Genomic DNA, 26,484 nt, shown 5'->3' on the forward strand with positions numbered 1-26,484 from the left:
GCTCTACGCCTCGGGGCGCGGACGAGGAAAGACGCTGATGCCGCCGCCATTCACGTGGATCTCCTGGCCCGTCACGTACCCGTTCTCGTCGGCGGCGAGGTAGGCCACCGCTGCCGCGATGTCTTCGGGGACACCGACGCGACCGGACACGATACCGGCGTCGAAACGCGTGCGCGCCGCCGCTTCCTCTTCTGGTGTGGAGACGCCGAATCGGCCACGGCTCGTCCACACCAGCCCGGGGCACACGGCGTTGGCCGTGATGCTCCACGCGCCGACATCCATCGCGAGCGCGCGGGTGAAACCGAGGACGCCCGCCTTCGAGGCGGAGTACGCCGTCGCCAGCGGCATCGCCTCGACGCCGGCCATCGAAGCGACGTTCACGATCCGCCCATAGCGCTGCGTCCGCATCACGGGCACAGCGGCCAGACACATCAGGTAGGTACCGCGGAGGTTGATCGCGACGATCCGATCGAACGTCGACACCGGCACCTCCTCGATGTCAGCGCGGTCGTCGCCCTGCGGCGCGGCCGCGTTATTGACCAGGACGTCGAGACGCCCGAACCGCTCGACCGTCTCGGCCACCATGCGGTGCGCGTCCGCCTCATCGGAGATGTCCCCGAGGACAGAATCCGCCGTGCCTCCACTCGCTCGGACCTGTTCGACGAGCGAGTCGACGCCCGACCAGCCTGCCGCAGGGGCGTCGCCGCGCTGGGCGTCGTTCGCGAGCCCCTGCGGCGCGACGTCCGACGCCACGACGCGGTATCCCTGCGCGGCGAGGCGACGAACGATCGCCTGCCCCATCCCATCCGGCTTCCCGCACCCGGTCACCAACGCGACGCGTTCGGTCATGATGTCTCCTCTTCTTGCCCCGTGTGTCCTGCCGGCGCCGGCGTCGGGCCGCCGCCATCGACGGCGACCACCTGCCCGCTGACCCAGCGGGCCCTGTCCCCGGCGAGAAACGCAATCGTCTGGGCGATGTCCCAGACCGTCCCCTCCGTCCGCAGGGCGACCTGCTCTGCTCGCATTCGGCGCAGCGTGTCATCGAACGCTCGCGATGCGAACGTCGACCAGATCGTTCCCACCCGTACCGCATTGACACGCACACCGCGCGGCGCCAGCGTCGCCGCCGCTCCGATCGTCAGCTGCTCGAGCGCGGCCTTCGCCACGTTGTAGGGAGTGCCCGGGCCGCGTGATCCCGCCGCGCCCGACGAAGTCGTGACGATGCTGCCGCCGCGCGTGAGCCGCGGGCCGGCGTGACGAATCAGCTGCCAGGCGGTCGTGAGGTTGACCTCCAGCATCGAGTCCCAGCCGGCACGGTCGACGTCGAGGATCCCTTCGAGGTCACCCCGGCCGATCGTCGTGATCACGCTGTCGAGGCCGCCGAAAGCCGCCTCGGCGTCGGTGACCAGCTGCGCACACGTCTCGTCATTCGCGATGTCGCCGATGACGACGTGCGCCTCGGCGCCCTCCGCGACGATCAGCTCTCGCGCGCGCTCGGCGGCCTCGAGATCGCGGTCGGCGATCACGATGCGCGCACCGTCGCGGGCCAGCGTGAAGGCGCTGGCGAATCCGATCGCGCCGTGGACTCCGCTCAGCCCGCCACCGGCGACGAGCACCCGGCGGCCCTCCGAGGGCCGCCCCGGGCGCGCGAGCGGGTCACTGAGTGTGTCGGCGTAAGAGCTCATCGCGTCACCCCGGCGAACGGGTCACGAGGAGCGATCGGAAGCATCCGCTGCTCCGCGTAGCGCCATGCGCCCGCAGCGCCGCGACGGAACACGGCGTGTTCGTGGGCAAACGCGAAGATGGCCGGGACGTCGCGCTCGACCGCGCTGCCGTCGACATTCTGCGTCAGCTCGTACACGGACACGACGTACTGCGCCTCGATCCGGTCGGCGCCCGTCGCGCGGCCAAGAAAGTTGCCCACCACGTGGAGTGTGCGCCGCCCCTCGTAGGCGTGCAGCATCCGCTCGCCGGCCGCCCGCGCCGCGTCTCGCCCGAGCGGCGCCTCGGCACCGGGAGGGAAGAAGGCGAGGTCCTCGGTGTGCAAGGTGAATGCGGCGTCGGCGTCGCCGGCATCGAGCAATTCGCAGAACGCGACGGCGACATCCTGACAGGCCGCGATCGCCGCGCGGTCGTCGCTCTCAAAGCCGATCTCCGCGGGAACAATCCAGGCGGTCATCGCGACCCGCCGATGTAGCCGCCAGCTTCGGCATCCCACGTCGTAGACGACAACGCCGTTTCCCGAAGGCGATACTTCTCGACCCGCTGGGTCGGCGTCCGCGGAAAATCGTCGAGCACCTCGAGGTAGCGCGGAATCATATAGCGCGGAAGGTTGTCGGCGGCCCAGTCGAGGAAGGCCGCTGGATCGAACGCGGCGCCCTCGGCCAGTCGCACGCAGACCTTCACCTCGTCCTCACTCAGGTCGGACGGCACCGCGAGCGCCACGGCTTCGGCAACGCCCGGGTACTCGCCGATGGCCTGCTCGAGCTCGAACGACGAGATGTTCTCGCCGCGTCGGCGGATCGCGTCCTTCTTGCGGTCGACGAAGTAGAAGTAGCCCTCCTCGTCGCGGCGACCCAGGTCCCCGGAGTGGTACCAGAGGTCACGGAACGCCTCGACGGTCTTCTCGGGCATCCCCCAGTAGGCCGTCATCATCGATCCGGCGCGGCGCGGACGGGTGACGAACTCGCCCACCTCGCCTACCTCGACGGGGCCGCCGTCGTCGTCGACCAGCTCGACCTCGAAGTGGGGGCTCGCCTTGCCGCAGGATCCATCGGGGAGCCCGTCGGTTCCGGCGTAGGTCACGATGCCCGACTCCGTGGCGCCGTACCCCGTGACGAATCCGAGATTCCACCGACGACGCGACTCTCTGATGATCTCGTCGTTCAGGGGGCCGGCGAACGTCATGCGCGGATAGTCGGTCCATTCCACGGGCGTTTCGGGCAGGCGCAGAAGAATCCCGATCATCGCGCCGATGACATTCACGTGCGTGGCCCGCACGTCGGCGAGGTTCTGCCAGAACCCGCTCGCCGAGAACCGCGGCTCGAGGGCGAGCGTGGCCCCCACGGAGAGCACAGCGACCGTTGTCAGGTGCTGGGCGTTGAGGTGAAACAGCGGCAGGCTCGTGGAGAAGACGTCGTCGGCAGTGAGACCACGCTCCACTGCGGCGTCATGGCCCGCGTACCAGGCGGCACGATGGGACAGCATCACGCCCTTGGACGGCCCTGTGGTGCCCGACGTGTAACCGATGACACCGGTGTCGGTGACGTCCGCGACGCCGCCAATCGGGGTGTCGGATCCGTTCTTGCGAAGCTCGTCGATATCGATGACGGTGCAGCTGGGAACCGTGTGCGAAGCCCCCTCTTCGGCGCCGAGGACGATGATCGTCTCCAGCTGCGGAATGGCTTCCGCGACGGCGGCAACGTGCTCCACGAGCGGCGCCTCCACGACGAGGAAGCGCGCGCCGGAGTCGGCGAGCAGATACGAGAGGAAGCGACCGCGCAGGGCGACGTTGACGGGGACCTCGACGGCTCCCAGTCGCGCGCTCGCGAACCACGCTTCGAGAAACTCGGGGCGGTTGCCGCTCATGATCGCGATGCGATCGCTCGCGACCATCCCGCGCGCAGCCAGTGCATTGGCGAGCCGCACGGTGCGCTCCGCCATCTCGCGATACGTGGTCGTCTCGCCACCGAACAGCAGGAAGGGATGGTCTCCGCGTTCGCGAGCGTGCTGATCGAGGAGGCGGTCGACGGTCTGCGGCGCGCTCATGTCAGCCCCAGCACATTCGCTGCGGTGCCCTTGAGGATCGCGGGGCGAACGGCGTCGCGGAAGTCCGCCTGCGCGAAGTCCGCGAGCCATCTCTCGGGGTGGATGACGGGATAGTCGGAACCGAACATGACCTTGTCTTTCAGGAGGGTGTTGGACTGCTGGATGAGTTGGGGGGAGAAATATCGCGGAGACCATCCCGACAGATCGATGTAGGCGTTCGGCCGCGTCGTCGCGATGGATAGCGCGACGTCCTGCCAGGGGTAGGACGGGTGCGCCATGATGATCTTCAGCCCCGGGAAGTCGACAGCGACGTCATCGAGGAAGATCGGGTCACAGTACTTCAACCGCGCCCCTGCTCCCCCGCCGACCTGCCCCGTGTGGAACAGCGCCGGCACGCCGAGACTCTCGAGCGCTTCGTACAGGGGGTAGACGACGGGATCGTTGGTGAAGAACCCCTGCGTGGCCGGGTGGAACTTGAACCCGCGGATCCCGTGATCGTTGACAAGCCGTCGTGCCATGGCAGCCGCGTCGGTACGCCGAGTCGGATCGATGCTCCCAAACGGAATGAGCACGTCGTCCGCCAACGCCGCCTGCTCCGCGACTTCTTCGTTGCTGACGCGGTGGCCGAGCGATTCCGGGGCATCGACGGCGAAGACGACGGCCGCCATCTTCAGCCCGCGATACAGCTCCGCGAGCTCCGGGACCGTGGGCAGCTGGACGCCGAACACGGGGTGCACGCGGTCGGCCGCAGGTGTCGAGACCGACGCCTCCACGTGGACGTGGACGTCGATCGCGTCGATCCGCGTCAGGTCGATCGTCATCGCTCCCCCTCAGCAGGGGGTGTGCAAGCGGCGAACACGGGGGCCTCCTCGCCTCACAGTCGATCAGCACCGACCTGCCCGTCACGGTACTACTAATTCAACACGATCGTCAACACACTGTCATTTCTCCCGCATCGCGCCGAGAACCAGCGCTACTGTGTCGCCATGCCCTCTCAGCCCGTGACGACGAGCGCCGGACGCAAGACCAAGACGCTCTTGCTGACCGTGCTCGGCTCCGCCGTCGCCCCGCGGAACGTCACGCTCTGGCAGGAGACGTACGTGCGCGCGCTGGCTGACCTCGGCGCCAGCGAAGCGGCCGCCCGCCAGACCATTTCGCGTGCCGTCTCCGCCGGGTGGCTCGCTAGCAGCCGCGAAGGTCGACGCAGCCGGCTCTCGGTTCCGGCCGAGCACCGCCAGGGGCTCGACGAGGGCGCCCGGCGGGTTGAGCGGTTCGGGACGCAGCCCCCCTGGTCGGGAGAATGGCTCGTGCTCATCCTGACTGTCCCGGAACAGGCTCGCGCTCTGCGTCACCGCTTTCGCACGCAACTCGGGTGGCTGGGATTCGGGTCGCTCGGCAACGGTGTGTGGATCTCACCCCACGTCGACAGCGAGGACGAGATCAGGGCGCTGCTGGCATCGGCGGAGGGAATCGGCGACTCGCACCTGTTTCGTTCGGCCACGTACGCTGACGCGCGGCCGCAGCGCCTTGCGAACGCCGCGTGGGACATCGGCTCCCTCCGCGACCGCTACGACGCGTTCGTCACACGATTCACCGACTCGCAGCCGCGCAGCGGCCCCGAAGTGTGGTCGGAATGGGTCGAGCTGGTGACGTCATGGCGACACTTTCCGCTGTTCGACCCCGAACTGCCCGACCACCTCCTGCCGCCGAACTGGCCGCGCGACCGCGCGCGGGAACTGTTCGAGAGCCGCAACACCCTGTGGCTCCCGGGCGCCTTCGCCCACCTCGAAGACATCGAACGGAGTATCGTGCCATGACCGACGACGTCCAGCGCACCGTCGCCGCCCTGAATGACCAGGACGCGACCTTCCACGCACAGGGGATGACCGTGGAATCCGTGGCGGACGGGCGGGTCTCGATCTCGCTCACCGTCCGCGCGGACATGACCAACGGCGCCGGCGTCGCTCACGGAGCATGGGTGTTCATGGTGGCCGACACCGCGTTCGGGTACGCAGCGGCCACGCGTCTGCCGAACGCGCTCACGGCCGACGCGGATATCCGGTTTCACCGACCGGCGCCCGCCGGCACACGGCTCGTCGCCGAAGCAGAGGTGGTCACGCAGACGCGGTCCACGCTGCTGATCGACGTCGTCGTCTCGAATGACGCCGGCCACCGGGTAGCGAGCTTCCGAGGCGGTGCGCGCGCCGGCCGGCCGCGTCAGACGGATCCCTCCTGACGCGTGCCGGCCGTGCGCGAGCGGCGTTACGCGTCGCCGGTTCGCCCATCGCCGTCGACCGTGGGCCACGCCGCCTCCATCCGGTACGGCACGGGATGGAATACGGCCTCGATAGCGACGATCTCGCTCCGGACGATCTTGAATGCTTCGAGCATCGCGTAGGTGTGGGGCCGTAGGAAACCCGACCGCATGTGCTGTCCATCCGTGAGCGTGTACTCCTTGATACGTCCGCTGTGGTCGATGAACGCCCCCGCGAGCACGAGGCCGGTCTCGACGTCGACGATCGGATAGCGACGCCCGCGCACGCGCTCGTTGCTGCGGAAGAAGCCGAGCTCGAACGATGAGCGGCAGTCCATCCTCAGCGTCGGCGGCACGTTCGGGTCGGTGTTCTGCGTCGTCCACACGCCGTTCTCGCGCCGGCGGCACTCCTCCGAGAATCGTGTGTGGATCTCGCCAGTGTTCTGCTGCAGTGTCGAGAAGTAGCCGTCCACGAGCGCGATCAGCTCCGCTCGGTCAGCCCGATCCTCGGCGGCGACGGCGGCGGCGAATTCCGGGCGCGATGCGATGTCCGCGTTGTGGAAGGCGCCGGCCGCGTCCTTTCCGCGGGTGACCACGAGCTCGCTCTCGACGATGCGGCCGGTGTCGTCGGCCAGGATCCGCTGGAAGAACGGGTTCCAGTCATCGCCCTCGCGCAGAATGCCCATGACCGCTGCACCGCGACCGTCGTCGATGCGCACATCAAGGCGGTCGACGTCGGTGACGGTCTGCCAGGCGCCGTCTCCGATGGGCAGGCGCACGTTGTTCTCCGTCGTGACCGCACCCGGCGCCCAGGGCACCCGTGAGGGGTCTGAGGCCGCGAGCGCGGCGAGATAGTCGTCGAGGTGGTGTGGCGTCGTCATGGGATCCTTTCGGTTGCGAAATAGGTCAGCGCGCCGACGTCACCTGGTGCGCATGCAGCGGAGGCCGATTCGGCCCGGCCGACGCGCACGGAGCGACGCCGATCGGGCCGAATCAGGGAAGGTGCGTCAGCTCGCGGGCTCGAGCCAGTAGATCGCCGGCAGCAGGTTGCCGTACGGGCGCGCGACGCCGTCGACGACATCGGCGTTGTAGAAGTAGAACGTCGTCGTCTGCTGGATCGGCACCGTCCAGGCGTCCTCGGTGAAGTACGCCGAGAGGTCCTGCCACGCGGCGATGCGCGTGTCGTCGTCGCGCGTGGTGGCTGCCGCGTTGAAGAGCTCGACGGCCTCGGTGTCTTCGTAACCGCGCGTGTTCGAGCCGCCGTCCGGCAACACGAAGTCGCCGAAGTCGGTGTACGAACCGTTGCTCGACAGCGGCACGAGGATCACGGGGAACTGTCCGGATGTCGCTGCCGGCACCCACTCCGCGATCGGCTTGACGATCAGCTCGACGTTGACACCGACCTCGGCGAACGATGAGGCGATCGCCTCGAGCGCCACCTGGTTCACCGGCGTCGTCGAGATGGGCAGTGTGAAGCCGTCGGCATAGCCCGCTTCCTCGAGCAGAGACTGCGCCTTCTCGGGGTCGTAGGTGTAGAAGTCGTCCAACTCGGGATCGTACGCCTCCGTCTCCGCATTCGCCCACTGCGACGTGATGCGTCCGGGGCTCACGGCCTCGGCGAACGCGTCACGGTCGATCGCGTAGTTGAGCGCCTGGCGTACGCGCTGGTCGGCCAACGCCGGCACTTCCTCGCCGTCCATGTCGACGAACTGCATCATGAGCACGGATCCGGGCCCCTCGAAGATCTCGAAGCCGGCGCCGGTGGCCGCGTCGACGTTCTGGTATCGCGCCCACGTCATGTCGACCTCGCCTGCCTGCAGCGCGCTGAACGCGGCCTGCGCGTCGTCGATGATGCGGAACGTCATCGTGTCGAAGGCGACTTCGTCGGCGTTCCAGTAGTCCGGGTTCTTCTCGAACACGTACGTGCTCTCCGAGACCGTGCTGTCGACGTTAAGCGTGTACGGACCAGCTCCGACCGGCGCCTCCGCGAGGCTCTCCGGGGCGGCGAGCGCTGCCGGGCTGATCACGAGGCCGGTCTGCTGAGAGAGGATCCGGTCAAGGCCGGGCAGGAACGACCCGAAGTGGAGAGCAATCTCGTGATCGCCGACGACTTCGATCTCTTCCAGTGCCTTGAGTGCCTGTCCGCCCTGGTGAATCTCGAGGTTGGCCTTCGCTGCCTCCGCGTTGAACTCCTCACCATCGGAGAACGTCACGCCCTCGCGCAACGTCATGCGGAAGGTCGTATCCGATTCCCATCCCCACTCCGTTGCGAGCGCCGCCGAGTAGGTGCCGTCGGGCTCTCCGCGAAGGAAGCCCTCGTACGCCGCCATTCCGAGCTGAGCGAAAGTCGACCAGTTCCACATCGTGGTGTCGAATCCGCCCGCCGGCGCGCGCTCGATCGCGAGAGTGATGTCGTGGGGCCCTTCGGCTTCGCCGCCGCCGGCCGGCTCCGTACTCGTCGAGCACGCGCCCAGGGCAAGGGTCATCGCAGCCGCGGCCGCCACGGCTGCGACACGAGGTAGGTTCGTCATTGAAACTCCAGCTGTAAAGGGGAGGTGCGCCGCGGGTGACGGCGAATCCAACTTTGTTGAATGTCTAAGTATTATTGCGCCTCGACGATTTATGTCAAGGTCTAAGTATATTTCGTGATCGTCCCGTCATCCCGCGCCATCAGGACGCCGGCTGAGCGGTGGTCGACTCACCCTCTCGCGGCCATCGAGCACCCACGAGCCGCTCGACGAAGACCCAACGGCCCTTCTCCCGGCGCACGAGGTCGCGATAGAACGCGACCAGGTGCAGATTGGCCGCTCCGTTCGGGAACGCGGCGGGAACGAGCGCGTACGAGTCGACGCGGTAGTCCTCGCCGACGGGGGTGAGAACGAGCTGGCTGACCCAGTGGATTCGACCCGAGAACTCGGGACGGGCGAAGAGCCCTTCGAAGAAGCGTCGCACCCCTCCGGCGCCGGATCCGGCGAAGCGGCCGTACGGATCTTGCATCACCGCGTCGTCCGAGAACAGTGCGAGCACCCGATCTATATCGGCCATGTCGAGTGCCCATGCGTAGTCGGCAATGAGCGCCTCGATCTCGACGCGGTCTCGTGTCACGACTTCCGCGCCACCGTCCCAGGTGGGCGACGTGCCCGCACGGTCCCGGGCGCCGAAGGGCTCGATCACCCGGTGGCGGATGCGCCAGCCTTCGGACGTGTGCACCAGCGTGTCGTGCACTCGATCGTCTCCGAGAATGACGTTCGAGAGGCCGCCCGCCGCGCTTCCGATCCGGAGCGAGGTCGATGACACATCGCTGTCATCCGCCCCCGAGAACACGGCATCCGAGGTCCAGGTCTGCAACTCTTCGATGCTGACACCCTCGCGCGCGGCGTCGATGAAGTCGGTGAGGGATCCTGCCGCCGCGCTCCACTGCTCAGAGGACCCATCCTGCGTGCGTCGCTCGATCAGCGCATCGTCGGTGAACTGCGCCGCGAACTCGGCCGGGCGCTTCTCGTCGAGCGCCCACGCCGCCCGTGCGAGAACGTCGAGGATCGCGGACTTCTCAGACAGACGATCGACCGCACCGGTCATGCCGCCACCTCCTGCACGTTCGGGAAGCCGCTCAGCACGTCGCCGCCCCAGCGGATGAACTCGCGAGAGGCGAGTACCGCACGCCCCTCCTCGAACACGAACACGTCGTCGGTGTAGCCGACCCAGCCGACAGACGGTGTGCCCGCACCGAACGGGGACGTCGTCGGGACGACCTGCGCCACCATGGCGAAGGACCGTGAGCGCACGCGCTCCCCGTCCGGCCACGCCTGGAGGTGATTGACGTGCGTGCGGCGATGCACCTCGTCGGTGCTGCCGTGAACTGCAGCGAACCGCGCTGCTGCGTCCGCGCCTTCGTAGGAGACACCCTCGTAGACGATCCGCAGGCCGGACGCAGAGAGCTCTTGCATCCCCGGGATGTCCTGCGCGTCGAGGCATCGGTTCCAATGCGCAATCGTCTCACGCAGCTCGAAGCGCATCGCCGCGCTGACCTGCTCCGCCGCCGCGTACTCGAATGCCATCTCAGTGCACCAGGAAGTACGAGATCTCGTTGCCGCGATCGTCGCGGCGGCCATAGCCGACGAAGGTGTACTGGCACAGCCAGTCGTGCGGACCCTCCGGCACCTCGAACGTCGGCGACGTGCGGATGTAGTACTCATTCGGCGAAACGTCCTCGCCCCGATTGACCCGTTCGCGCACCTCGGGAGGCATCCGGAAGATGCCGCGATTGTGGATCCGGATCAGGGTGCCGTCGTCGACTTCGAGGAAGTAGCGCGCGTCGAGCTGGGCGATCCCGTGACGCAACACCAGTGGCGAATCGCCCCCGGCGGGAAGTGCGCGTCCGCGTAGTCGGGGGCCTTCGAAGCTTCCCGACATCACGCCCACTTGGCCGTGCTGTACACCGCTTCCCATCGTCGGAGTCGTGTGCGCTCCGTCCAGCTCGAGGCGGATGGTCAGAACGTGCTCCAGCCGCGGTTGAGGTACTCCGTCGTGCCACACCAGCTCGGTCATAGCGTCTCGCTTTCTTGAGGTCGATTCGAAAGTGGTCAGAGGATCTCGAAGAGCGCGGCAGCGCCCTGTCCGCCGCCGATGCACATCGTGACGACGACGCGGGATGCGTCCCGTCGCCGCCCTTCGCGCAGCGCGTGACCGACAAGCCGGGTGCCCGAGACGCCATAGGGGTGCCCGATCGCGATCGCACCGCCGTTGACGTTGAGTCGTTCGTCGGGGATCCCGAGGGTGTCGCGACAGTGCAGCACCTGCGACGCGAAGGCCTCGTTGAGCTCCCACAGGTCGATGTCGTCCACCCCGAGCCCGAAGCGCTCGAGGAGCTTCGGTACAGCGACGACGGGCCCGACCCCCATCTCGTCCGGTGCGCAGCCAGCGACGGCGAACCCGACGAATCGGCCGAGCGGCGTCAATCCGCGACGAGCCGCGAGATCCTCGTCCATGACGACGGCAGCCGCGGCGCCGTCGGCGAACCCGCTCGCACTGGCGGCGGTGACCGTCCCCTCGGCCATCACCGGTCGGAGGGATGCGGAGCTCTCGAGCGATGAGTTCGGCCGGATGCCTTCGTCCCGGTCGACGACGACGTCCACGACGGACATCTCGCCCGATCGATCGCGAATCGCCGTGCGCGTCGCAACAGGAACGATCTCCTCGTCGAAGAGCCCGGCGCTCTGGGCGTCCGCCGCGCGAAGGTGGCTGCGCACGCCGTACGCGTCCTGAGCTTCTCTCGTCACACCGTATCGGCTCGCGACGATCTCCGCCGTCTCGAGCATCGGCAGGTAGATGTCGGGCACCGTGCGCTTCATCCACGGGTCGATGGCCTGTGTCGTGTTCAGGTCGTTCTGCACGGCCGTGATCGATTCGACGCCGCCGGCGACGACGACGTCGCATTCGTCGGCGATGATCCGCTGCGCCGCGATCGCCAGCGACTGCAGGCCGGACGCGCAGAACCGGTTGACCGTCTCCCCCGGCACCGACTCCGGCAACCCGGCACGCAGAGCGGCGACCCGGCCGATGTTATTTCCGGCCGCTCCCTCCGGCTGTGCACAGCCCATGACGACGTCAGCGATCTCAGCGGGGTCGACTCCGCTGCGCTCCACCGCCGCGGAAACGGCGGCGCCGGCGAGGGTCACGGGATGCGTGAGATTGAACCCACCTCGCCACGAGCGCGCCTGCGCCGTGCGTGCGGTGTCGACAATGACGGCGCGCCTCATCGTGTGGCCTCCCAACGACCCAGCGGTTCGTCTCTGTGTGCGTGCTCGACAATGAGCGGATGCGGCGTCCAGCGGTGACCGCCGGGACGCCGGGCGTAACGCTCCATGATTCGCACGACGTTCGTCAACCCGAGGATGTCGCCGAAGTGCATGGGGCCGCCGCGATCCGCGGGAAAGCCGTATCCGTTCGCGAACACCACGTCGATGTCACCCGCGCGGTCGGCGACGCCATCCGCGAGCACGGCAGCACCCTCGTTGACCATCGACAGGATGGCGCGTTCGGCGATCTCCTGATCGGTGTGCTCGCGCGGGAGGACTCCGGCGTCGACCGCGATCGTGCGGATGAGCTCTTCGACCTCCGGGTCGCGCACGGGCTGCCCCGATTCGTGCCGATACCAGCCGCGACCGCTCTTCACACCCAGCCAGCCGCGTTCGACCAGCGCGGCAGCGGGACGCCAGGCGAGTTCTCCCGCGGTCCCACTCGCCTCACGCGCATGCATCGGGACGTCGTTACCGACGAGGTCGAGAACGCGCAGCGGCCCCATCCGCATTCCCCACTGCTCCAGCGCGGCGTCGATCTGCGCGGGTGCGGCGCCTTCGAGGAGCATGAGTGCCACCTCGCGGCTCGACGTCTCGAGGATGCGATTGCCGATGAACCCGGGACCGACGCCCGAGACGACGGGCACCTTACCGATCGTCTCGGCGTGTGCGAGCGCGAACGCGATCGCCTCCGGCGCCGTCTGCGCGCCGCGGACGATCTCCAGCAGGCGCATGATGTGCGCCGGCGAGAAGAAGTGAAGCCCCACGACATCCTGCGGACGCGACGTGCTCGCCGCCAACGCGTCGACGTCGAGGGACGACGTGTTCGTCGCCAGAATCGTTCCCGGCGACAGCCGAGCGTCGAGTCGCCGGAACACGTCGAGCTTGAGCTCCATGACCTCGGGAACTGCTTCGATGACGAGGCCGACGTCGGGGAGCTGCTCGATCTCGGCAACGCAGGTGATGCGCGCGATGATCTCCTCCGCCGAGCCGACGCCCGCCTGACGCCCGCGTGTGCTCCGCGCCGCATCGACCGCGATCGCCCGCTCGGTCTCCGCACGCCGCGCGGCATCCGGTTCGACGACCCAGACCTCGAACTCCGCGAGACTGTGCGCGAGGGCGATACCGCGCCCCATCGTGCCGCCGCCGATCACGGCGATGCGCGCGGGGTCGAGCAGGCGCACTTCGGTCCGAGGACGTCGCCGGGCGGCGCGCTCGGCGAGGAAGAGGTGACGTCGGGCCGACGCGCTCTCGGACTCGGCCAGGCGCCGGAACAGCCGCTGTTCTTCGACGAACCCGCGGTCGACGTCATCGAGTCCCGCGCGCACCGCACCGATCACGGCGCTGCGGGGATCGTCCCCCTGCACGGCGGCAGCAGCGAAAGCGAGAAAGCTCTCGGCATGGTCATCGCGCAGCGTCACGTCGCGCAAGCGCGGGACGGGCGCGTCGACGACGGTGGACGCGAACGCCACCGCACCGGCGACGGGATCTGCGGCGTCGACGATGGCCGCGACGAGGCGACCTCCCGCGACCGCTTCCGCGCGCAACGACGTACCCTGCAGCATGAGGTCCACGCCGCGCTCGAGGCCGACCGCTCGCGGCAGCCGCTGCGTGCCGCCAGCACCCGGGAGGAACCCGAAACTCACCTCGGGGAGACCGAGACGCGCGTGCGCCGTGGCGACCCGGTAGTGGCAGGCGAGCGCCAACTCGAGGCCCCCACCCAGCGCCAGTTCATCGATCAGCGCGACGACCGGAGTCGACATCTCGTCGAGGAACTCGGCGATCGTCGAGTGCAGCGAGGGCTCGGCCAGTCCCTGCCCGGAGTCAAACTCGCTGAGGTCCGCCCCTGCCGAGAAGACCCCCTCCGCCCCGGCCAGTACGACGGCGCGAACGTCCGCGTCGCTCTCCGCACGGTCGAGGGCGTCAATGAGTTCCGAACGCAGCGGGCGAACGAGAGTGTTGAGTCGGCCGTGGCGCATCAACACCGTGACGACACCGTCGGGGGAGCGTCGCTCTTCGACGAGCGGCACGCGAGATTGGGGCATGCGCCTATCGTTGCCGAATCTCAGAAAAAGGTCAAACGTCTTATTACTTTTCCTGAGAAGTTTTACTTCTTTTCGGTGGATCCGCCCTTTTGGCGCGAACGGCGAACGCGCTGCCGGATCGGCTCGCGACGCTCCTCCGGCGACAGCGCGGGCGGGCTCGATTCGTGCAGCACGCGTCGGAGCAACCGAGCGATCTCGGCGCGCTCCTTCGGCGTGTAGCGTTCCGCCCATTGCGCCACACGCGTGTTATTGCGCGTGAACAGCTCCGCGACGGCACGCTCGCCTTCCGGCGTCAACGCCAACAGCACGGCGCGGCCGTCCGACTCATCGGCCGTGCGCGTGATCATCCCGTAGTTGTCGAGAGTCTTGATCACGCTCGAGATGCTCGCCGCCGATGTGTTCGACAGGTGGGCGAGCTTCATCGGGGAGATTCTCCCCACCGAGCGGATGGTGAACAGTACGCGGAACGCGGCCCAGGTCATCCCCGCCGGTCGGTGCACCTGCTGCTCAAGATCCTGCTGCAGGCGGTTCCCTGCGCGCACGATCGTGAGGCCGAAGTCCATCGCCGCGAGGTCCGCATCGCCGTCGATGCCGAGCGCAGCCGCACGGGTGAGTTCGTCGTAGTGAGCCGCGTCGCTCGAGCGGGAGTCCGCAGATTCAACGGTCATAGCCCCTCACTCTATCTGCGCGACGCCGCGGATCCGCTGCGTGAACGTCATACAGACTGAGCATTCGCCTCAGCCGCGCGCAGTCTCGCTTCGCGCCGTTCACGCTGCAGTTTCGGGTTGGGAACCGGTGCCGTCTCGATGAGCTGACGCGTGTACGGGTGCTGAGGACGCTCGCAGATGTCGTCGACCGATCCGTGTTCGACCAGTTCTCCCTGCCGCAGCACGAGCACGCGGTCGGCGAAGTGACGCACCACGGCGAGGTCGTGCGTGATGAACAGGTACGCCACGTCGTGTTGGGATCGGAGATCACGGAGGATCTGGAGCACGGATGCCTGCGTCGACACGTCGAGCGCGCTGGTCGGCTCGTCGCAGATGACGAGCTTCGGCTCCAGCATGAGGGCGCGGGCGATCGCGATGCGCTGGCGCTGGCCGCCCGAGAAGTTCGCGGGGTACCGGTCAGGCGAGTCGTCGGGGAGACCTACCTGTCGCAGGAGGCCTTCCATGCGCTGCCGCGCCTCCGATGACGTCACGGCTCCCTGCGCACGCAGGGGCTCGGCGAGGTTCTCGCCGATCGTCTTGGCCGGGTTCAGCGAGCTGAACGGATCTTGGAAGACAACCTGCAGATCCCGCGCGATCTCACGTTGCGTCCGGGCCGACCGCCGGGTGATGTCCCGACCGTCGAAGACGACACTTCCCGACTGGATCGCGTTGAGCCCGAGGATGCTGCGACCGATCGTCGACTTCCCCGACCCCGATTCCCCCACGAGCGCAACCGTCTCGCCGGGAGACACGGAGAACGAGACGCCGTCTACTGCCCGCATCTTCTTTCGACGAGAGCCGGCGACACGAAACTCGACGCACAGGTCACGGACCGTGAGCAGTTCAGACATGGGGTCCTCCGACGTCGACGAGGCTCGGGGTGGCGCCGATGAGCGCGCGCGTGTACTCGTGCTGCGGATCGGCGAACAGGCCTTCGACCGTGGCCTTCTCCACGATGTGCCCCTTCTCCATCACGACGGCGCGTGAGGCGATATCGGCGACGACGCCGAGGTCGTGCGTGACGAACATGATCGCCATCCCCGTTTTCTTCTGCAGCGACCGGAGCAGATCGAGGATTCCCGCCTGCACCGTCACATCGAGCGCCGTCGTGGGCTCGTCTGCGATGAGAAGTTCCGGTTCGCCCGTCAAAGCGATCGCGATCGCGACGCGCTGCGCCATCCCGCCGGAGAGCTGATGGGGGTAGCTGTGCATCACCGCATCGATGTCGCGCAGGCCGACCTCTTCGAGCAGCGAACGCGCGATGCGCCGCCCTTCAGCGCGCCCCACCTTCCGGTGTCGCCGCACGGGAGCCACCAGCTGCGACGCGACCGTGAAGCACGGGTCGAGAGCCATCATGGGCTCCTGCGAGATCATCCCGATCCGCTTGCCCCGATAGGTCGCCATCTTCGACGGCGAGAGGGAGGAGATGCCGACGCCGTCGAACTCGATCGCTCCCTCGCAGACGTGCCCGGGCACCGGCAGAAGTCCGATGATCGCCAGCGCGGTCATCGTCTTGCCGGATCCCGATTCCCCGACGACCGCGACGATCTCGCCGCGGTCGATTCCGAAGGAAATGCCGTCGACGACCTTCTCCCCCGAGTCGTCCGGAGAGAAGGTGATGCTGAGGTCGCGCACCTCCAGGAGGCGCTCCGACTGCGCGGCGTCCGTCCGCGCGGGCAGGGTCGGCGCGGTGTTCGCGGCCCGCGTCAGGAGACTGAAGCGCTGCCGCTTGCCGTCTCCGTCGCGCAGTGCGTCGCCGATGAGGTTCGCCGCAAGAATCGTCAGGGCGAGGACGACACCGGTCGGCACGAGAAGCCACGGGTGCTGATAGATGTACGTCGAAGCTTCGGCGATCATGCCACCCCACGTCGGGGCGGGCGGGGGCGGACCGAGCCCGAGAAAGCCGAGGCTGGCCTGCACGAGGAGCGCGGCGCCGAAGGTGAGGCTGCTCATGACGATGATCGGCCCGACAACGTTCGGCAGCACGTGACCAAACACGACTCTCGGAGTGGAGAGCCCGGCCACCTTCGCCGCATCGACATAGAGCTCGCTACGAACCGCCAATGTCGAGGCCTGCGCCATGCGCAGGTACGAGGCCGAGACCAGAACACCGAAGGCGGCCATCGATGCGACGATGCTCGTGCCGAACACTGCGGCGAGCGCGAGCAGGACGACCATGGCCGGGAGCGCGAAGACGAGCTCGGCGATGCGGTTGGCGACGCCGTTGAGCCATCCGCCGTAGTAGCCGGCGACGACGCCGACCGTGACGCCCAGCACGATCGCGACCACAACCGCTTCCAGCGACCCGAGGAGCGCGCCCTGGCCGCCCCAGAGGATCCGCGAGAACACGTCACGCCCGAGCGCGTCTGTGCCGAGAAGGTACTCCGCGGAAGGCCCCTGGAGCGCCGCCGAGAGGTTCTGCTTGAGCGGGTCCTTCAACGGGAGGAACGGGGCGGAGAAGCTCGCGACCGCGAGGATGATGAGCCAGACGACCCCGGCTGCGGCCAACGGGGCGCGGCGCACGTGACGGAGGAAGGCGAGCTTCCTGGTGCGACCCGCGCCGACCGCCGTGATCGACGTCGTGGGGAGGATCGGTGCCTGTGTCATCAGCTTCTCACCTTCGGGTTGATCCACGCGTTGAGCAGGTCGACGATCAGGTTCACGACAATCACGAGCAGTGCCGTGAGGATGACCACGCCCTGCACGACCGGGATATCTCGGCCGTTCATCGCGACGAGCATGATCGCTCCGAGACCGGGGAGCGCGAACACCTGGTCGACGACGATGGCGCCGCTGAGCAGTCCGATGAACTGGAAGCTCAGACTCGTGACGACGGGAATCGCCGCGTTGCGCAGAGCGTGTCGGAAGACCACGCTCGAGTAGGGGGCGCCGGATGCCATCAGCGTACGGATGAAGTCACGCCCGAGCACCTCGTTCATCGATGCGCGCGTCTGACGCGCGACGCCCGCGATACCGGCGAGTGCGATCGCGGCGACCGGGAGGACGAGGTGCTTCGCCCAGACGTCGACGCCGCTGCTGAGAGGGGCGTATCCCGTCGCGGGGAGCGCGCCGAGACCGACGGCGAACAGCAGCACGAGGACGATACCGAACCAGAAGTTCGGCACCGACGTCCCCAGGATCGCGACGACCTGGGACGTCTTGCCGACCCAGCCGCCCTTGAGCGCGCCGACGAGGCCGATAAGTACACCGAGCACGGCCGTGACGATGATCGCGATCACCGCGAGTGACACCGTCACTTCCATCCGCTCGGCGATCATCGCGACAACGGGCCGGTTCGTGCGAATGGACGTGCCCAGGTCACCCTGCAGGGCCGACACCAGCCAGTCGGCGTACTGGACGATCAGCGGCCGGTTGAGCCCGAGCGCTTCGCGCACGGCGGCGTACTCCGCGGGAGTCGCCTCCGGGCCCAGGATCGCGATCGCAGGGTCGCCCGGGATGGCGTTGATCAGGAGGAACGTCAGCGAGGCGATCACAAAGATCATGGGAACCGAGACCGCGAGTCTCCGCAGGATCACTGTCAACACGGTTGCCCCTCCCCGCGCGGCGTGCAGCCACGCGTTCGACGGCGCTGGCGCGCGCGGCCATTGGCGTTTTCGATCATCTGGGTACCTCGTCGTATCGCACGATCAAACTGCTCGGGTGGTTCTTTGCGATGCGCAGGTCGTCGGCCCGCGGCTCGCTGCTACTGCACGGCGTAGTAGTGAATGAGGTTGCCGCTCTCGCGACGCTCGCCGATGCCGACGAACACCCGCTTGGCGAGCCAGTCGTGCGGGCCTTCCTCGACATCGAACAGCGGCGTCACGCGGAAGTAGACGTCCTTCGGCTCGTGGAAGGTGCGTGCGACGCCGGGGACGAACGTCGATCCGTCCACCGACAGCTCCGGGTCGACACGCAGACCGCGGTTATGCAGCCGGATGTTCGTCCCGTCGTCGGCCTGGAGGATGTAGCTGGCATCGAATACGGCGACGCCGTTCGCACGAATCGTCGGCCAGTCTCCGCCGCCGGGAATCGCCCGGCCCTGGATGTTGGGCCCGCGGAACCAGCCGCCCTTCACCGCGATGAACCCGTATGCAGATCCATTCGCCATCTGTGCGGTGCGCACCGCACCGAATGCGTGGTCCAACTCCAACGCAACCGACAGGGCGTATTCCAGCCCCGGCGCCGCGGGGGGCACGAACTCTTCTTCAATCGACACCGTCGTCAACCGCCTCACAAAATAGATTGATGTCTAACTAATTTGACCCAGTCCTCCCCCGAATGTCAAGCGAACACGCAAAAGCATGCGACGATTCACTTAAACGTTGTATTACCACCCGATTCCTCGGCGAAGGAGCCGTCCCCATGAGCGAAGCGACCCCCTACACACGCGCATCACTGCCCGTCGAGGGCGGCTCTCTCGAGTACGGCCAATGGGGATCAGCCACCGCGCCGCCGATCATCGCGCTCCACGGAGTCACCAGCACCCATATGGACTGGATGACGTTCGGTGAGATCGCGAACGACCGCCTCCGTGTGATTGCGCCGGATCTCCGTGGGCGCGGCCGCAGCTCGGACATCGACGGTCCGTGGGGCATGCCAGCGCACGCGCGCGACGTCGTCGCGCTCATGGACGCCATGGGGATCGAACGCGGCGTGCTCGTCGGACACTCGATGGGCGGGTTCGTCGCCGTGCAGACGGCGGTGCTATTCCCGGACCGGGTCTCGGCGATCCTGCTCGTCGACGGCGGTCTGCCGGCAGTCGAGGCCAATGAGGGCGGCGACGCTCTCACCCGGATCGTGCTCGACGCCGCCCAGGCCCGTCTGGACCAGCGGTTCGACAGCCCCGCGACGTACCTCCGTCAGCTCGCGGCCCAGTTGCCGGAGGGGCAGACCCTCACCCCCGAGGCCGAGCAGATCGCCCGATACGACCTCGTGAGCACCCCTGAGGGCGAGCTGCGCGTGGCCGGGTCGTTCGACGCGATCGCCGAAGACTCCGTTCACATCACGGGCGATGCCTCCGATCGCACGTTGCGCGAGCTCACGACACCGACGGTCCTCGTTCGCGCGGGCCGCGGGCTCCCGCCCCGCGAAGGGGGGCTCTACTCGCCGGCCGAGGTCGCCGCGTGGACCGACCGCGTAGAAGCGCTGGACAGCGTCGAGCTGCTGGAGGCCGACCATGGCTCGATCATCCGGGATCCTCGCTACGTGGAAACCCTGGTCGCGCACGCCGAGCGCATGATCGCGAACGCCGCCTCGATCGGCGACTGACGCTGACGGCTCAGGACCGCTGAGTCGTGGCCACCCACTCGAGGTACTCCTCGGTCACCGTGCCCGTGACGTAACGACCGTCGAAGCAGCTCATGTCGACGTCATCGAGGACGACTCCACCAGCGGCACAGCCGTCCACGATCGCGGCCTTCAGGTCTTCGACCTCCTGGAACACGATGTGGTCCGCACCAAGCTCCGCACCAATCTCCGGAATGGAGCGGCCGTGTGCCACGAGTTCCTCGGCCGAGGGCATGTTGATGCCATACACGTGGGGGTACCGCACGGGCGGCGCCGCCGAGGCGAAGGTCACCGAAGCGGCTCCCGCGTCGCGGGCCATCTGGATGATTTGGCGGCTCGTCGTGCCACGCACGATCGAGTCGTCGATCAGCAGCACCTTCTTGCCGCGGAACTCCATCGACATCGTGTTGAGCTTCTGCCGGACGCTCTTCTTTCGCGTCTCCTGGCCGGGCATGATGAATGTCCGCCCGACGTAGCGGTTCTTGTAGAAGCCCTCGCGATACTCGATGCCGAGTACGCGCGCGACCTCCATCGCGGCCGGGCGCGACGAATCCGGGATCGGCATGACGACGTCGATCTCGTCGGCCGGGATGTGCTTCGCGATCGTGCGCGCGAGCTTCTCTCCCATGCGCAGGCGAGACTCGTAGACGCTCTGCCCGTTCATCACCGAGTCGGGACGCGCGAGGTAGACGTACTCGAACGCGCACGGCGCGAGAACCGGATCCGTCGCGCACTGCTGGCTGAACATCTCGCCCTCGTGCGTGATGAAGACCGCCTCGCCCGGTGCGATCTCCCGCACCACCTCGTAGTCGGCGTTCTCGAGCACGAGCGACTCGCTCGCGACGACCCATTCGTCGCCCGCGAGCCCTGCGGTACGGCGGCCGAGAATCAGGGGACGGATCCCGTGGGGGTCGCGGAACGCGAGCAGCCCGTATCCCGCGATGAAGGAGACGACGGCGTACGCGCCTTCGATGCGGCGGTGCGTGCGCGCGACCGCCTTGAAGATGCGGTCCGGATCCAAGTCGACGGCGCTCGTCGTCGCCTGTAGCTCGCTCGCGAGGACGTTCAGCAGCAGCTCGGTGTCGCTCGACGAGTTCACGTGGCGACGGTCCTTGCGCGCCATGTCGTCCGCGAGAGCACGCGTGTTCGTGAGGTTGCCGTTGTGGATCATCGTGATCCCATACGGCGCGTTCACGTAGAACGGCTGAGCCTCTTCTTCGCTCGAGGCGGTGCCGTGCGTCGCGTACCGCACATGACCGAGGCCGACGTTCCCCAGCAGCGTGCGCATGTCACGGGTGCGGAACGCCTCCCGGACCATGCCCGGGTTCTTGACAGAATGCATCACGCCGCTCGGCTCGGCGGTCGAGATGCCGGTGGCGTCCTGCCCGCGGTGCTGCAGCAGAAGAAGAGCGTCGTAGATGTCCTGGTTCACATGGCCGCGTCCGACCATTCCGACGATGCCGCACATGGGGTGGTTACTTCGCTCCGTCTTGGTACGTGCCAACGAGTCGCACGGCTCCGCCGTCGACGCCCTTCGCGCCCTGCGTAAAGCCGGCCGCGGGCGGTTCGCCCTGCTCGACCGTGCCGACCTGCCACGCGGGGAATCCGTCTGCGGTCAGCGACTGCATCGCTGCCTCAGCCTGGTCGGCCGCGACGACGGCGAAGAAGCCGATGCCGAGGTTCCAGGTCCCCTCGCTCGATTCGAGGGTCGTACCCGCGACGTCGCTCAGCACGCGGAAGACCGGAGCCGGGCTCCAGGTCGAGCGGTCGACCTCGGCCCACGTCCCCTGGGGCAGAACGCGCGCGAGGTTCGCCGCGATGCCGCCGCCGGTCACGTGGCTGAGCGCGTGCACGGCGCCCGGCAGGCGACGCATCAGCAGCAGAAGCGGCAGTGTGTAGAGACGCGTCGGCTCGAGGAGCGCCTCGCCCCACGTCGCACCGAGGTCCTCCGCGCGGTCGCCGTAGCCGAGGCCGGCGTTCTTGAGTATGTGACGCACGAGCGAGTAGCCGTTCGAGTGCACGCCGCTCGAGGCGATCGCGACCACGGCGTCGCCCGGCTGCACGAGGTGCGCGCCGATCATGTCGTCGGCCTCGACCACGCCGGTCGCGGCTCCGGCCACGTCGTAGTCGTCGGGGCCGAGCAGGCCGGGGTGCTCCGCCGTCTCGCCGCCGACGAGCGCCGTGCCCGTCGCGCTGCAGGCTTCCGCGATGCCGCGCACGATGTCGGCGATCCGTTCGGGGTGCACCTTGCCCGTCGCGATGTAGTCGGTCATGAACAGCGGCCTCGCGCCCGTGACGACGATGTCATCGACGACCATGCCGACCAGATCCTGGCCGATGGTGTCGTGCTTGTCGATCGCCTGCGCGATCGCGACCTTCGTGCCGACGCCGTCGGTGCTCGTCGCGAGGAGCGGGCGGCGGTAGGTCGTGAGGAAGCTCGCGTCGTAGAGGCCGGCGAACCCTCCGACGCCCCCGAGCACCTCGGGGCCGTGCGTCGCGCGGACCGACGACTTCATGAGTTCGACGGCCAGGTCACCGGCGGCCGTGTCGACGCCCGCCTCCGAGTATGTGGAGCGGGGGGTGTCGGGTGAGGTCACGCGTCCAGATTACCGCTCGTCGACATGGTCGACTTGCACGGTCACCTTCTGCACGCGACGGGACGAGGCCCGGTCGAGGATCATCGCCACGATCATCATGAGCGCGATACCGGCGGGGACGCACCAGAGCAGGATGAAGCCGAACACCTGCGTCTGCGAGTACGTGACCTCGGTGAAGGGGCTCGGGTCGCTGGTGCCGTCGAACACCGTCGCGAGAATCAGAGCCGCGATGATGCCCAGCGCGACACCGAGCGCCGTGAACACGCCGTACTTGGGCGCGCGACGCACCGTGACGCTGCTGGCCGGGGAGTGCGTCACGCGAGGAGCCTCGTGGTCACTTCGCGCGTCGTCCATGGCTCAATTCTCCCACTCGAATGCTGAAAGAGGTCGGGGCATTCCCTCACCACCGGACGGGAATCAGCGCGGCGATGTCCGCGCGCGTTCCGGACGCCGCGATCCGCCCCTCGCTCATCGCGTCCGTCCACGCGATCTCGCCCGTCGCGAGCGCGACCCAGGTGCGCGGTTCCATCTCGACGACGTTCGGCGGCGTGCCGCGCGTGTGCGTTGGCCCCTGGATGACCTGCACCGCTCCGAAGGGCGGCACGCGCACCTCGACGCTGCGGCCAGGGGCGCGCTCCTCGAGCAGCTGCAGCAGGTACCGCACGGCGGTGGCCGTGTCGGTGCGTGCGACGGATCCCTGCTGCACCGCGTCGATGGCGGCGCGTCCGGAGGCGATGTCGATCTTGCGAGCCATGGATCCCATTGTCGTCCGAAGCGGCGCGATCTGCGGGCGTCGGCGGCCGCGGGTACCCTGGGGGCGTGAAGATCCTCGTGCTCGGGTCGGGTGCCCGTGAACATGCCATCGTCCTCGCGCTCAACGCCGACAACGCGGGGCACGAGGTTCTCGCCGCGCCCGGCAATGCGGGCATCGCGCGAGATGCGACCATCGTCGACGTCGACATGATGGATCCGCAGGCCGTCACCGCCTTCGCACGGTCGGAAGCCGTCGATCTGGTCGTGATCGGACCCGAGGCGCCGCTCGTCGCCGGCGTGGCCGACGACCTGCGCGAGCGCGGGATCCCCGTCTTCGGTCCCGGCCGACGGGCCGCACAGCTCGAGGGCTCGAAGGCATTCGCCAAGCGCATCATGGAGGCCGCGGACGTGCCCACCGGCCGCGCCGTGCACACCCGCACGCTCGACGAGACGGCGGCGGCCCTCGACGATCTCGGTGCTCCCTACGTCGTGAAGGCCGACGGACTCGCGGCCGGCAAGGGCGTGATCGTCACGTCCGACCGTGCCGAGGCCCTCGCACACGCCGAGACCTACCTGCCGCAGGGCGCGGTGCTGGTCGAGGAGTTCCTCTCCGGGCCCGAGGTGTCCCTGTTCTTCCTCAGCGACGGCGACACGGTGCGCGCGCTCACGCCCGCGCAGGACTTCAAGCGCGCTCTCGACGGCGACGCCGGGCCGAACACGGGTGGCATGGGCGCCTACTCCCCGCTGCCCTGGCTCGAGGACCGCACCGGCGGCATCGCCGGTTTCGTCGACGAGGTGACCGAGACGGTCGCACGGCCGGTCGTGCGCGAGCTCGATCGCACCGGATCGCCCTTCATCGGGCTTCTCTACGCGGGGCTGATCGTGACGGACGACGGCGTGCGCGTCATCGAGTTCAACGCGCGGTTCGGCGACCCGGAGACGCAGATCGTGCTGCCGCGCCTCGCGTCGCCGTTCGCCGACCTGCTGATGGCCGCCGCCACCGGCACGCTCGAGGATCGCCCGGATCCGTCGTTCCGCGACGAGGTCGCGGTGACCGTCGTGCTCGCAAGCGAGGGATACCCGGCTTCGTCGATCACGGACCGCGAGATCACCGGTCTCGACGAGGCCGAGAAGGTGCCGGGCGTGCACATCACCCATGCCGCGACCGCCGAACGAGACGGACGCCTCGTCACCACGGGCGGCCGCGTGCTGAACGTCGTCGCGCTCGGTTCCGACGTCGGCGAGGCGCGCGCACGGGCGTACGAAGCGATGTCGCGGATCCACCTCGACGGCGGCCAGTTCCGCACCGATATCGCGGCGGCCGCGGAGTAACGTCCCGGGGCCGTGCGGCCGCGGCGAGCGGAGGACTTTTCGCCGCGCCCAGCGGATGACTTTTCCCTGAGCGGATGGTGAATCGGCGCATTTCGCCATCGCGAGGGCGAAAAGTCATCGTCTCAGCAAGGAATGGAAAGTACACCCCGGTGTGCGGTATCTAGTCTACCGTGGTCAGTGGAGTTCAGAGAGCTGATCCCACACAGTTCTTCCACCGATTCCCTCTCGCTTTTCAGTCCCAACGGATGACTCCGGGGCCTTCAGCTTCTGCATCATATGGGGTCCGCACAACGGGCATTATTGCGGGCGGGTTTCACGGGAATCGCATTTCCGCAGAAGCTCCAGTTCATTGTCCTTTCTTAAAGTGACAACCTCTGGCGTCCGAAGGGCATCCATGCTTTCAACGCGGCGAGTAAAACTTTAAGGGCTCATCGCAGTTGAGCGTGTAGCTGAGGTCTGAATCCTCCGGCTTCGAGGAGACTGCGGGTGATGTAGTGGGACAGGTTCCGGAAGCCGAGTGCGGAGCCGCGGAGGTGCTCAAGTCGGCCGTTGATCGCTTCCGTTGGTCCGTTGGACGTCCGCGGCCGATCGAAGTAAGCCAGGACGTCCGCCGCGCGCTTCGCGAGCGTTCTCCCGAGCTTGCGAACCTCGACCAACGATGCCGGGACGCCGTCCGCGACGGTGTCGATCACGCTCTGCATGAGGAACTTCCCGAGCTTGCGGTCTTCCTGCCGGTAGGCGGTGACCATGCGCTGATAGATCCCATGCGTTGCCTCGACCTCGACGTGCTTCTCGTCCGCGAACAACGTCTCCAACCGGGCGACCTGTCGATCCGTCAGCAAGCTCGCTCCCGTGTGCAGGGTTCGACGTGCCTTGTAGAGAGGATCGTTCTTCCGGCCCCGCCTGCCAAAGATGTCGTTCTGAACCCGACGACGACAGGTGTCGAGCGCTTCCCCAGCGAGCCGGACCACGTGGAACGGATCCATCACCGCGACAGCGGTCGGGATCTCCTCCGCGGCGGCGGTCTTGAACCCGGAGAACCCGTCCATCGCGACGACTTCGATTCCCGCCCGCCAGCGCTCCGGCCGCTCGGCGAGCCAGCCCTTGAACACTGACTTCGAGCGGCCCTCGACCATGTCCAGCAATCTCGACGGGCCCGTCCCTTCACGGACCGGAGCGAGATCGATGATCACGGTGACGAACTTGTCGCCGCGGCGCGTGTGCCGCCAGACGTGCTCGTCGACGCCGATCACGGTGACACCGTCGAACCGTTCCGGATCATCGATCAGCAGCCTGCGCCCTTCCTCGAGAACGGCGGTGTTCGCGGTGTGCCAGGCGACATCAAGGCCTGCTGCGACCCGAGAGACGGTGAGGTGATCGACGACGAGCGCACGCAGCGCCCAACCCAGCGCTGTGCGGGTGAGCTTGCCGCGGGGCTCGGCAACCCTCCTGGTGTCCTCCTGCCAGAACCGGGCGCAGGGCTCGCAACGGAACCGGCGAACTCGCAGCAGCAAGGTCGTGGGGCGATGCCCGAACGGTTCATGCGCCAACCAGCGCGCGGCTGTTCCCCGAGCAGTCGCCTCAGCGCCGCATGCGTGGCACCACGGGTCGGGCTCGGCGAGACGGCACTCGATCACCGCCCGGTCCGGTGTCAGGTGCATGCCGACGGCGTCGATGCCGAGTTCGTCGAGTCGGGCGAACGTGGTCAGGTCAGGGCGCGTGAAGGTAGCGTTGATCACCGTCGAGGTCTTCTCGGATGGGGAGCGTAGGAACTTCCATCCTGACGGAGACCTCGACGCCTACTCGGCGACCACGACGTTGCCGACCGCTACACGCTCAACTGCGAAGAGCCCGGTGGGCACAAGGAGCTGCCGGCGGGAGACATGCTGGAGGCCGGCGGGCGTAAGTCCGACACTCCCTGAGCGGCGTCTCCCGGCCTTCGCA

Annotated in this window: 26 protein-coding genes; 4 read left to right on the plus strand and 22 right to left on the minus strand. The window is 67.9% G+C overall.

What is annotated here, in order from left to right:
- Window positions 1-3 precede the first annotated feature (3 nt).
- Genes IEW87_RS00360 through IEW87_RS00380 form a run of 5 tightly spaced genes read right to left on the minus strand, consistent with a single transcriptional unit; the run spans window position 4 to window position 4,589 of the window.
- Complete coding sequence (locus tag IEW87_RS00360) at window positions 4-849, minus strand: SDR family NAD(P)-dependent oxidoreductase (RefSeq protein WP_188710344.1); 846 nt, start codon at window positions 847-849, stop codon at window positions 4-6.
- Window positions 846-1,685: an SDR family NAD(P)-dependent oxidoreductase gene (locus tag IEW87_RS00365; RefSeq protein ID WP_188710345.1), complete on the minus strand. Its 840-nt coding sequence runs from the start codon at window positions 1,683-1,685 to the stop codon at window positions 846-848. The genes IEW87_RS00360 and IEW87_RS00365 overlap by 4 nt, the downstream gene beginning before the upstream one ends.
- Window positions 1,682-2,179, minus strand: coding sequence for a nuclear transport factor 2 family protein (locus IEW87_RS00370; protein WP_188710346.1), 498 nt, complete (start codon window positions 2,177-2,179; stop codon window positions 1,682-1,684). The genes IEW87_RS00365 and IEW87_RS00370 overlap by 4 nt, the downstream gene beginning before the upstream one ends.
- Window positions 2,176-3,768, minus strand: a complete 1,593-nt coding sequence (locus tag IEW87_RS00375; RefSeq protein WP_188710347.1) for an AMP-binding protein — start codon at window positions 3,766-3,768, stop codon at window positions 2,176-2,178. Before IEW87_RS00375 ends, IEW87_RS00370 begins: the two co-directional genes overlap by 4 nt.
- Entirely contained in the window at window positions 3,765-4,589 is an 825-nt protein-coding gene (locus tag IEW87_RS00380) for an amidohydrolase family protein (RefSeq protein ID WP_308420903.1), read from the minus strand. The genes IEW87_RS00375 and IEW87_RS00380 overlap by 4 nt, the downstream gene beginning before the upstream one ends.
- 165 nt (window positions 4,590-4,754) lie before the next feature.
- On the opposite strand from IEW87_RS00380, the gene IEW87_RS00385 reads away from it, so the two are divergent.
- Both IEW87_RS00385 and IEW87_RS00390 read left to right on the plus strand, forming a co-directional pair.
- The gene (locus IEW87_RS00385) at window positions 4,755-5,585 is read left to right on the plus strand and encodes a PaaX family transcriptional regulator (protein WP_188710348.1); all 831 of its coding nucleotides are present in this window, start codon (window positions 4,755-4,757) and stop codon (window positions 5,583-5,585) included.
- Window positions 5,582-6,004, plus strand: a complete 423-nt coding sequence (locus IEW87_RS00390; RefSeq protein ID WP_188710349.1) for a PaaI family thioesterase — start codon at window positions 5,582-5,584, stop codon at window positions 6,002-6,004. Before IEW87_RS00385 ends, IEW87_RS00390 begins: the two co-directional genes overlap by 4 nt.
- Window positions 6,005-6,030: 26 nt before the next feature.
- Here the strand turns inward: IEW87_RS00390 and IEW87_RS00395 are convergent, their stop codons facing one another.
- From IEW87_RS00395 to IEW87_RS00450, 12 genes are all read right to left on the minus strand, one after another.
- Window positions 6,031-6,903 carry a DUF8021 domain-containing protein gene (locus IEW87_RS00395; protein WP_188710350.1) on the minus strand — a complete coding sequence of 291 codons (873 nt, stop codon included), beginning with the start codon at window positions 6,901-6,903 and terminating at the stop codon, window positions 6,031-6,033.
- Between the two features lie 126 nt (window positions 6,904-7,029).
- Complete coding sequence (locus IEW87_RS00400) at window positions 7,030-8,553, minus strand: ABC transporter substrate-binding protein (protein WP_188710351.1); 1,524 nt, start codon at window positions 8,551-8,553, stop codon at window positions 7,030-7,032.
- A gap of 139 nt (window positions 8,554-8,692) precedes the next feature.
- A complete protein-coding gene (locus tag IEW87_RS00405) occupies window positions 8,693-9,601 on the minus strand; it encodes a nuclear transport factor 2 family protein (protein WP_188710352.1) in 909 nt (302 codons plus the stop codon).
- Window positions 9,598-10,080, minus strand: coding sequence for a nuclear transport factor 2 family protein (locus tag IEW87_RS00410; protein WP_188710353.1), 483 nt, complete (start codon window positions 10,078-10,080; stop codon window positions 9,598-9,600). The genes IEW87_RS00405 and IEW87_RS00410 overlap by 4 nt, the downstream gene beginning before the upstream one ends.
- Window position 10,081: 1 nt before the next feature.
- Complete coding sequence (locus IEW87_RS00415; RefSeq protein WP_188710354.1) at window positions 10,082-10,570, minus strand: DUF3237 domain-containing protein; 489 nt, start codon at window positions 10,568-10,570, stop codon at window positions 10,082-10,084.
- A 35-nt stretch (window positions 10,571-10,605) separates the two neighbouring features.
- Complete coding sequence (locus IEW87_RS00420) at window positions 10,606-11,781, minus strand: acetyl-CoA C-acyltransferase (RefSeq protein ID WP_188710355.1); 1,176 nt, start codon at window positions 11,779-11,781, stop codon at window positions 10,606-10,608.
- Window positions 11,778-13,865 (minus strand): 3-hydroxyacyl-CoA dehydrogenase NAD-binding domain-containing protein, encoded by a 2,088-nt coding sequence (locus IEW87_RS00425; protein WP_188710356.1) that lies wholly within the window; start codon window positions 13,863-13,865, stop codon window positions 11,778-11,780. Before IEW87_RS00425 ends, IEW87_RS00420 begins: the two co-directional genes overlap by 4 nt.
- Before the next feature lie 62 nt (window positions 13,866-13,927).
- A complete protein-coding gene (locus IEW87_RS00430; protein ID WP_188710357.1) occupies window positions 13,928-14,533 on the minus strand; it encodes a MarR family winged helix-turn-helix transcriptional regulator in 606 nt (201 codons plus the stop codon).
- Between the two features lie 47 nt (window positions 14,534-14,580).
- Window positions 14,581-15,423: an ABC transporter ATP-binding protein gene (locus IEW87_RS00435; protein ID WP_188710358.1), complete on the minus strand. Its 843-nt coding sequence runs from the start codon at window positions 15,421-15,423 to the stop codon at window positions 14,581-14,583.
- Window positions 15,416-17,179, minus strand: a complete 1,764-nt coding sequence (locus tag IEW87_RS00440; protein WP_188710359.1) for a dipeptide/oligopeptide/nickel ABC transporter permease/ATP-binding protein — start codon at window positions 17,177-17,179, stop codon at window positions 15,416-15,418. Before IEW87_RS00440 ends, IEW87_RS00435 begins: the two co-directional genes overlap by 8 nt.
- The gene (locus IEW87_RS00445; protein WP_188710360.1) at window positions 17,179-18,117 is read right to left on the minus strand and encodes an ABC transporter permease; all 939 of its coding nucleotides are present in this window, start codon (window positions 18,115-18,117) and stop codon (window positions 17,179-17,181) included. The genes IEW87_RS00440 and IEW87_RS00445 overlap by 1 nt, the downstream gene beginning before the upstream one ends.
- Before the next feature lie 158 nt (window positions 18,118-18,275).
- Window positions 18,276-18,767 carry a DUF3237 domain-containing protein gene (locus IEW87_RS00450; protein ID WP_188710361.1) on the minus strand — a complete coding sequence of 164 codons (492 nt, stop codon included), beginning with the start codon at window positions 18,765-18,767 and terminating at the stop codon, window positions 18,276-18,278.
- Window positions 18,768-18,934: 167 nt separating this feature from the next.
- On the opposite strand from IEW87_RS00450, the gene IEW87_RS00455 reads away from it, so the two are divergent.
- Window positions 18,935-19,840: an alpha/beta fold hydrolase gene (locus tag IEW87_RS00455; RefSeq protein WP_188710362.1), complete on the plus strand. Its 906-nt coding sequence runs from the start codon at window positions 18,935-18,937 to the stop codon at window positions 19,838-19,840.
- 10 nt (window positions 19,841-19,850) lie between these two features.
- Here the strand turns inward: IEW87_RS00455 and purF are convergent, their stop codons facing one another.
- The 4 genes from purF to IEW87_RS00475 are packed head-to-tail and all read right to left on the minus strand — an operon-like array spanning window position 19,851 to window position 23,209.
- Window positions 19,851-21,326: an amidophosphoribosyltransferase gene (gene purF / locus IEW87_RS00460; RefSeq protein ID WP_188710363.1), complete on the minus strand. Its 1,476-nt coding sequence runs from the start codon at window positions 21,324-21,326 to the stop codon at window positions 19,851-19,853.
- 7 nt (window positions 21,327-21,333) lie between these two features.
- Entirely contained in the window at window positions 21,334-22,455 is a 1,122-nt protein-coding gene (gene purM, locus IEW87_RS00465; protein ID WP_188710364.1) for a phosphoribosylformylglycinamidine cyclo-ligase, read from the minus strand.
- 9 nt (window positions 22,456-22,464) lie between these two features.
- On the minus strand, window positions 22,465-22,809 hold the full coding sequence (locus IEW87_RS00470) for a potassium transporter Trk (protein ID WP_188710365.1): 345 nt from the start codon (window positions 22,807-22,809) through the stop codon (window positions 22,465-22,467).
- A 46-nt stretch (window positions 22,810-22,855) separates the two neighbouring features.
- Window positions 22,856-23,209 (minus strand): sterol carrier family protein, encoded by a 354-nt coding sequence (locus tag IEW87_RS00475; RefSeq protein ID WP_188710366.1) that lies wholly within the window; start codon window positions 23,207-23,209, stop codon window positions 22,856-22,858.
- A gap of 65 nt (window positions 23,210-23,274) precedes the next feature.
- Between IEW87_RS00475 and purD the strand changes: the two genes are divergently transcribed.
- Window positions 23,275-24,540 carry a phosphoribosylamine--glycine ligase gene (gene purD / locus IEW87_RS00480; RefSeq protein ID WP_188710367.1) on the plus strand — a complete coding sequence of 422 codons (1,266 nt, stop codon included), beginning with the start codon at window positions 23,275-23,277 and terminating at the stop codon, window positions 24,538-24,540.
- 428 nt (window positions 24,541-24,968) lie between these two features.
- Here purD and IEW87_RS00485 read toward each other — a convergent pair whose 3' ends face one another.
- Window positions 24,969-26,279 (minus strand): ISL3 family transposase, encoded by a 1,311-nt coding sequence (locus IEW87_RS00485; RefSeq protein WP_188710368.1) that lies wholly within the window; start codon window positions 26,277-26,279, stop codon window positions 24,969-24,971.
- Window positions 26,280-26,484 lie beyond the last annotated feature (205 nt).

Origin of the sequence: Microbacterium faecale, assembly GCF_014640975.1 — a bacterium.
Classification (GTDB): Bacteria; Actinomycetota; Actinomycetes; order Actinomycetales; family Microbacteriaceae; genus Microbacterium; species Microbacterium faecale.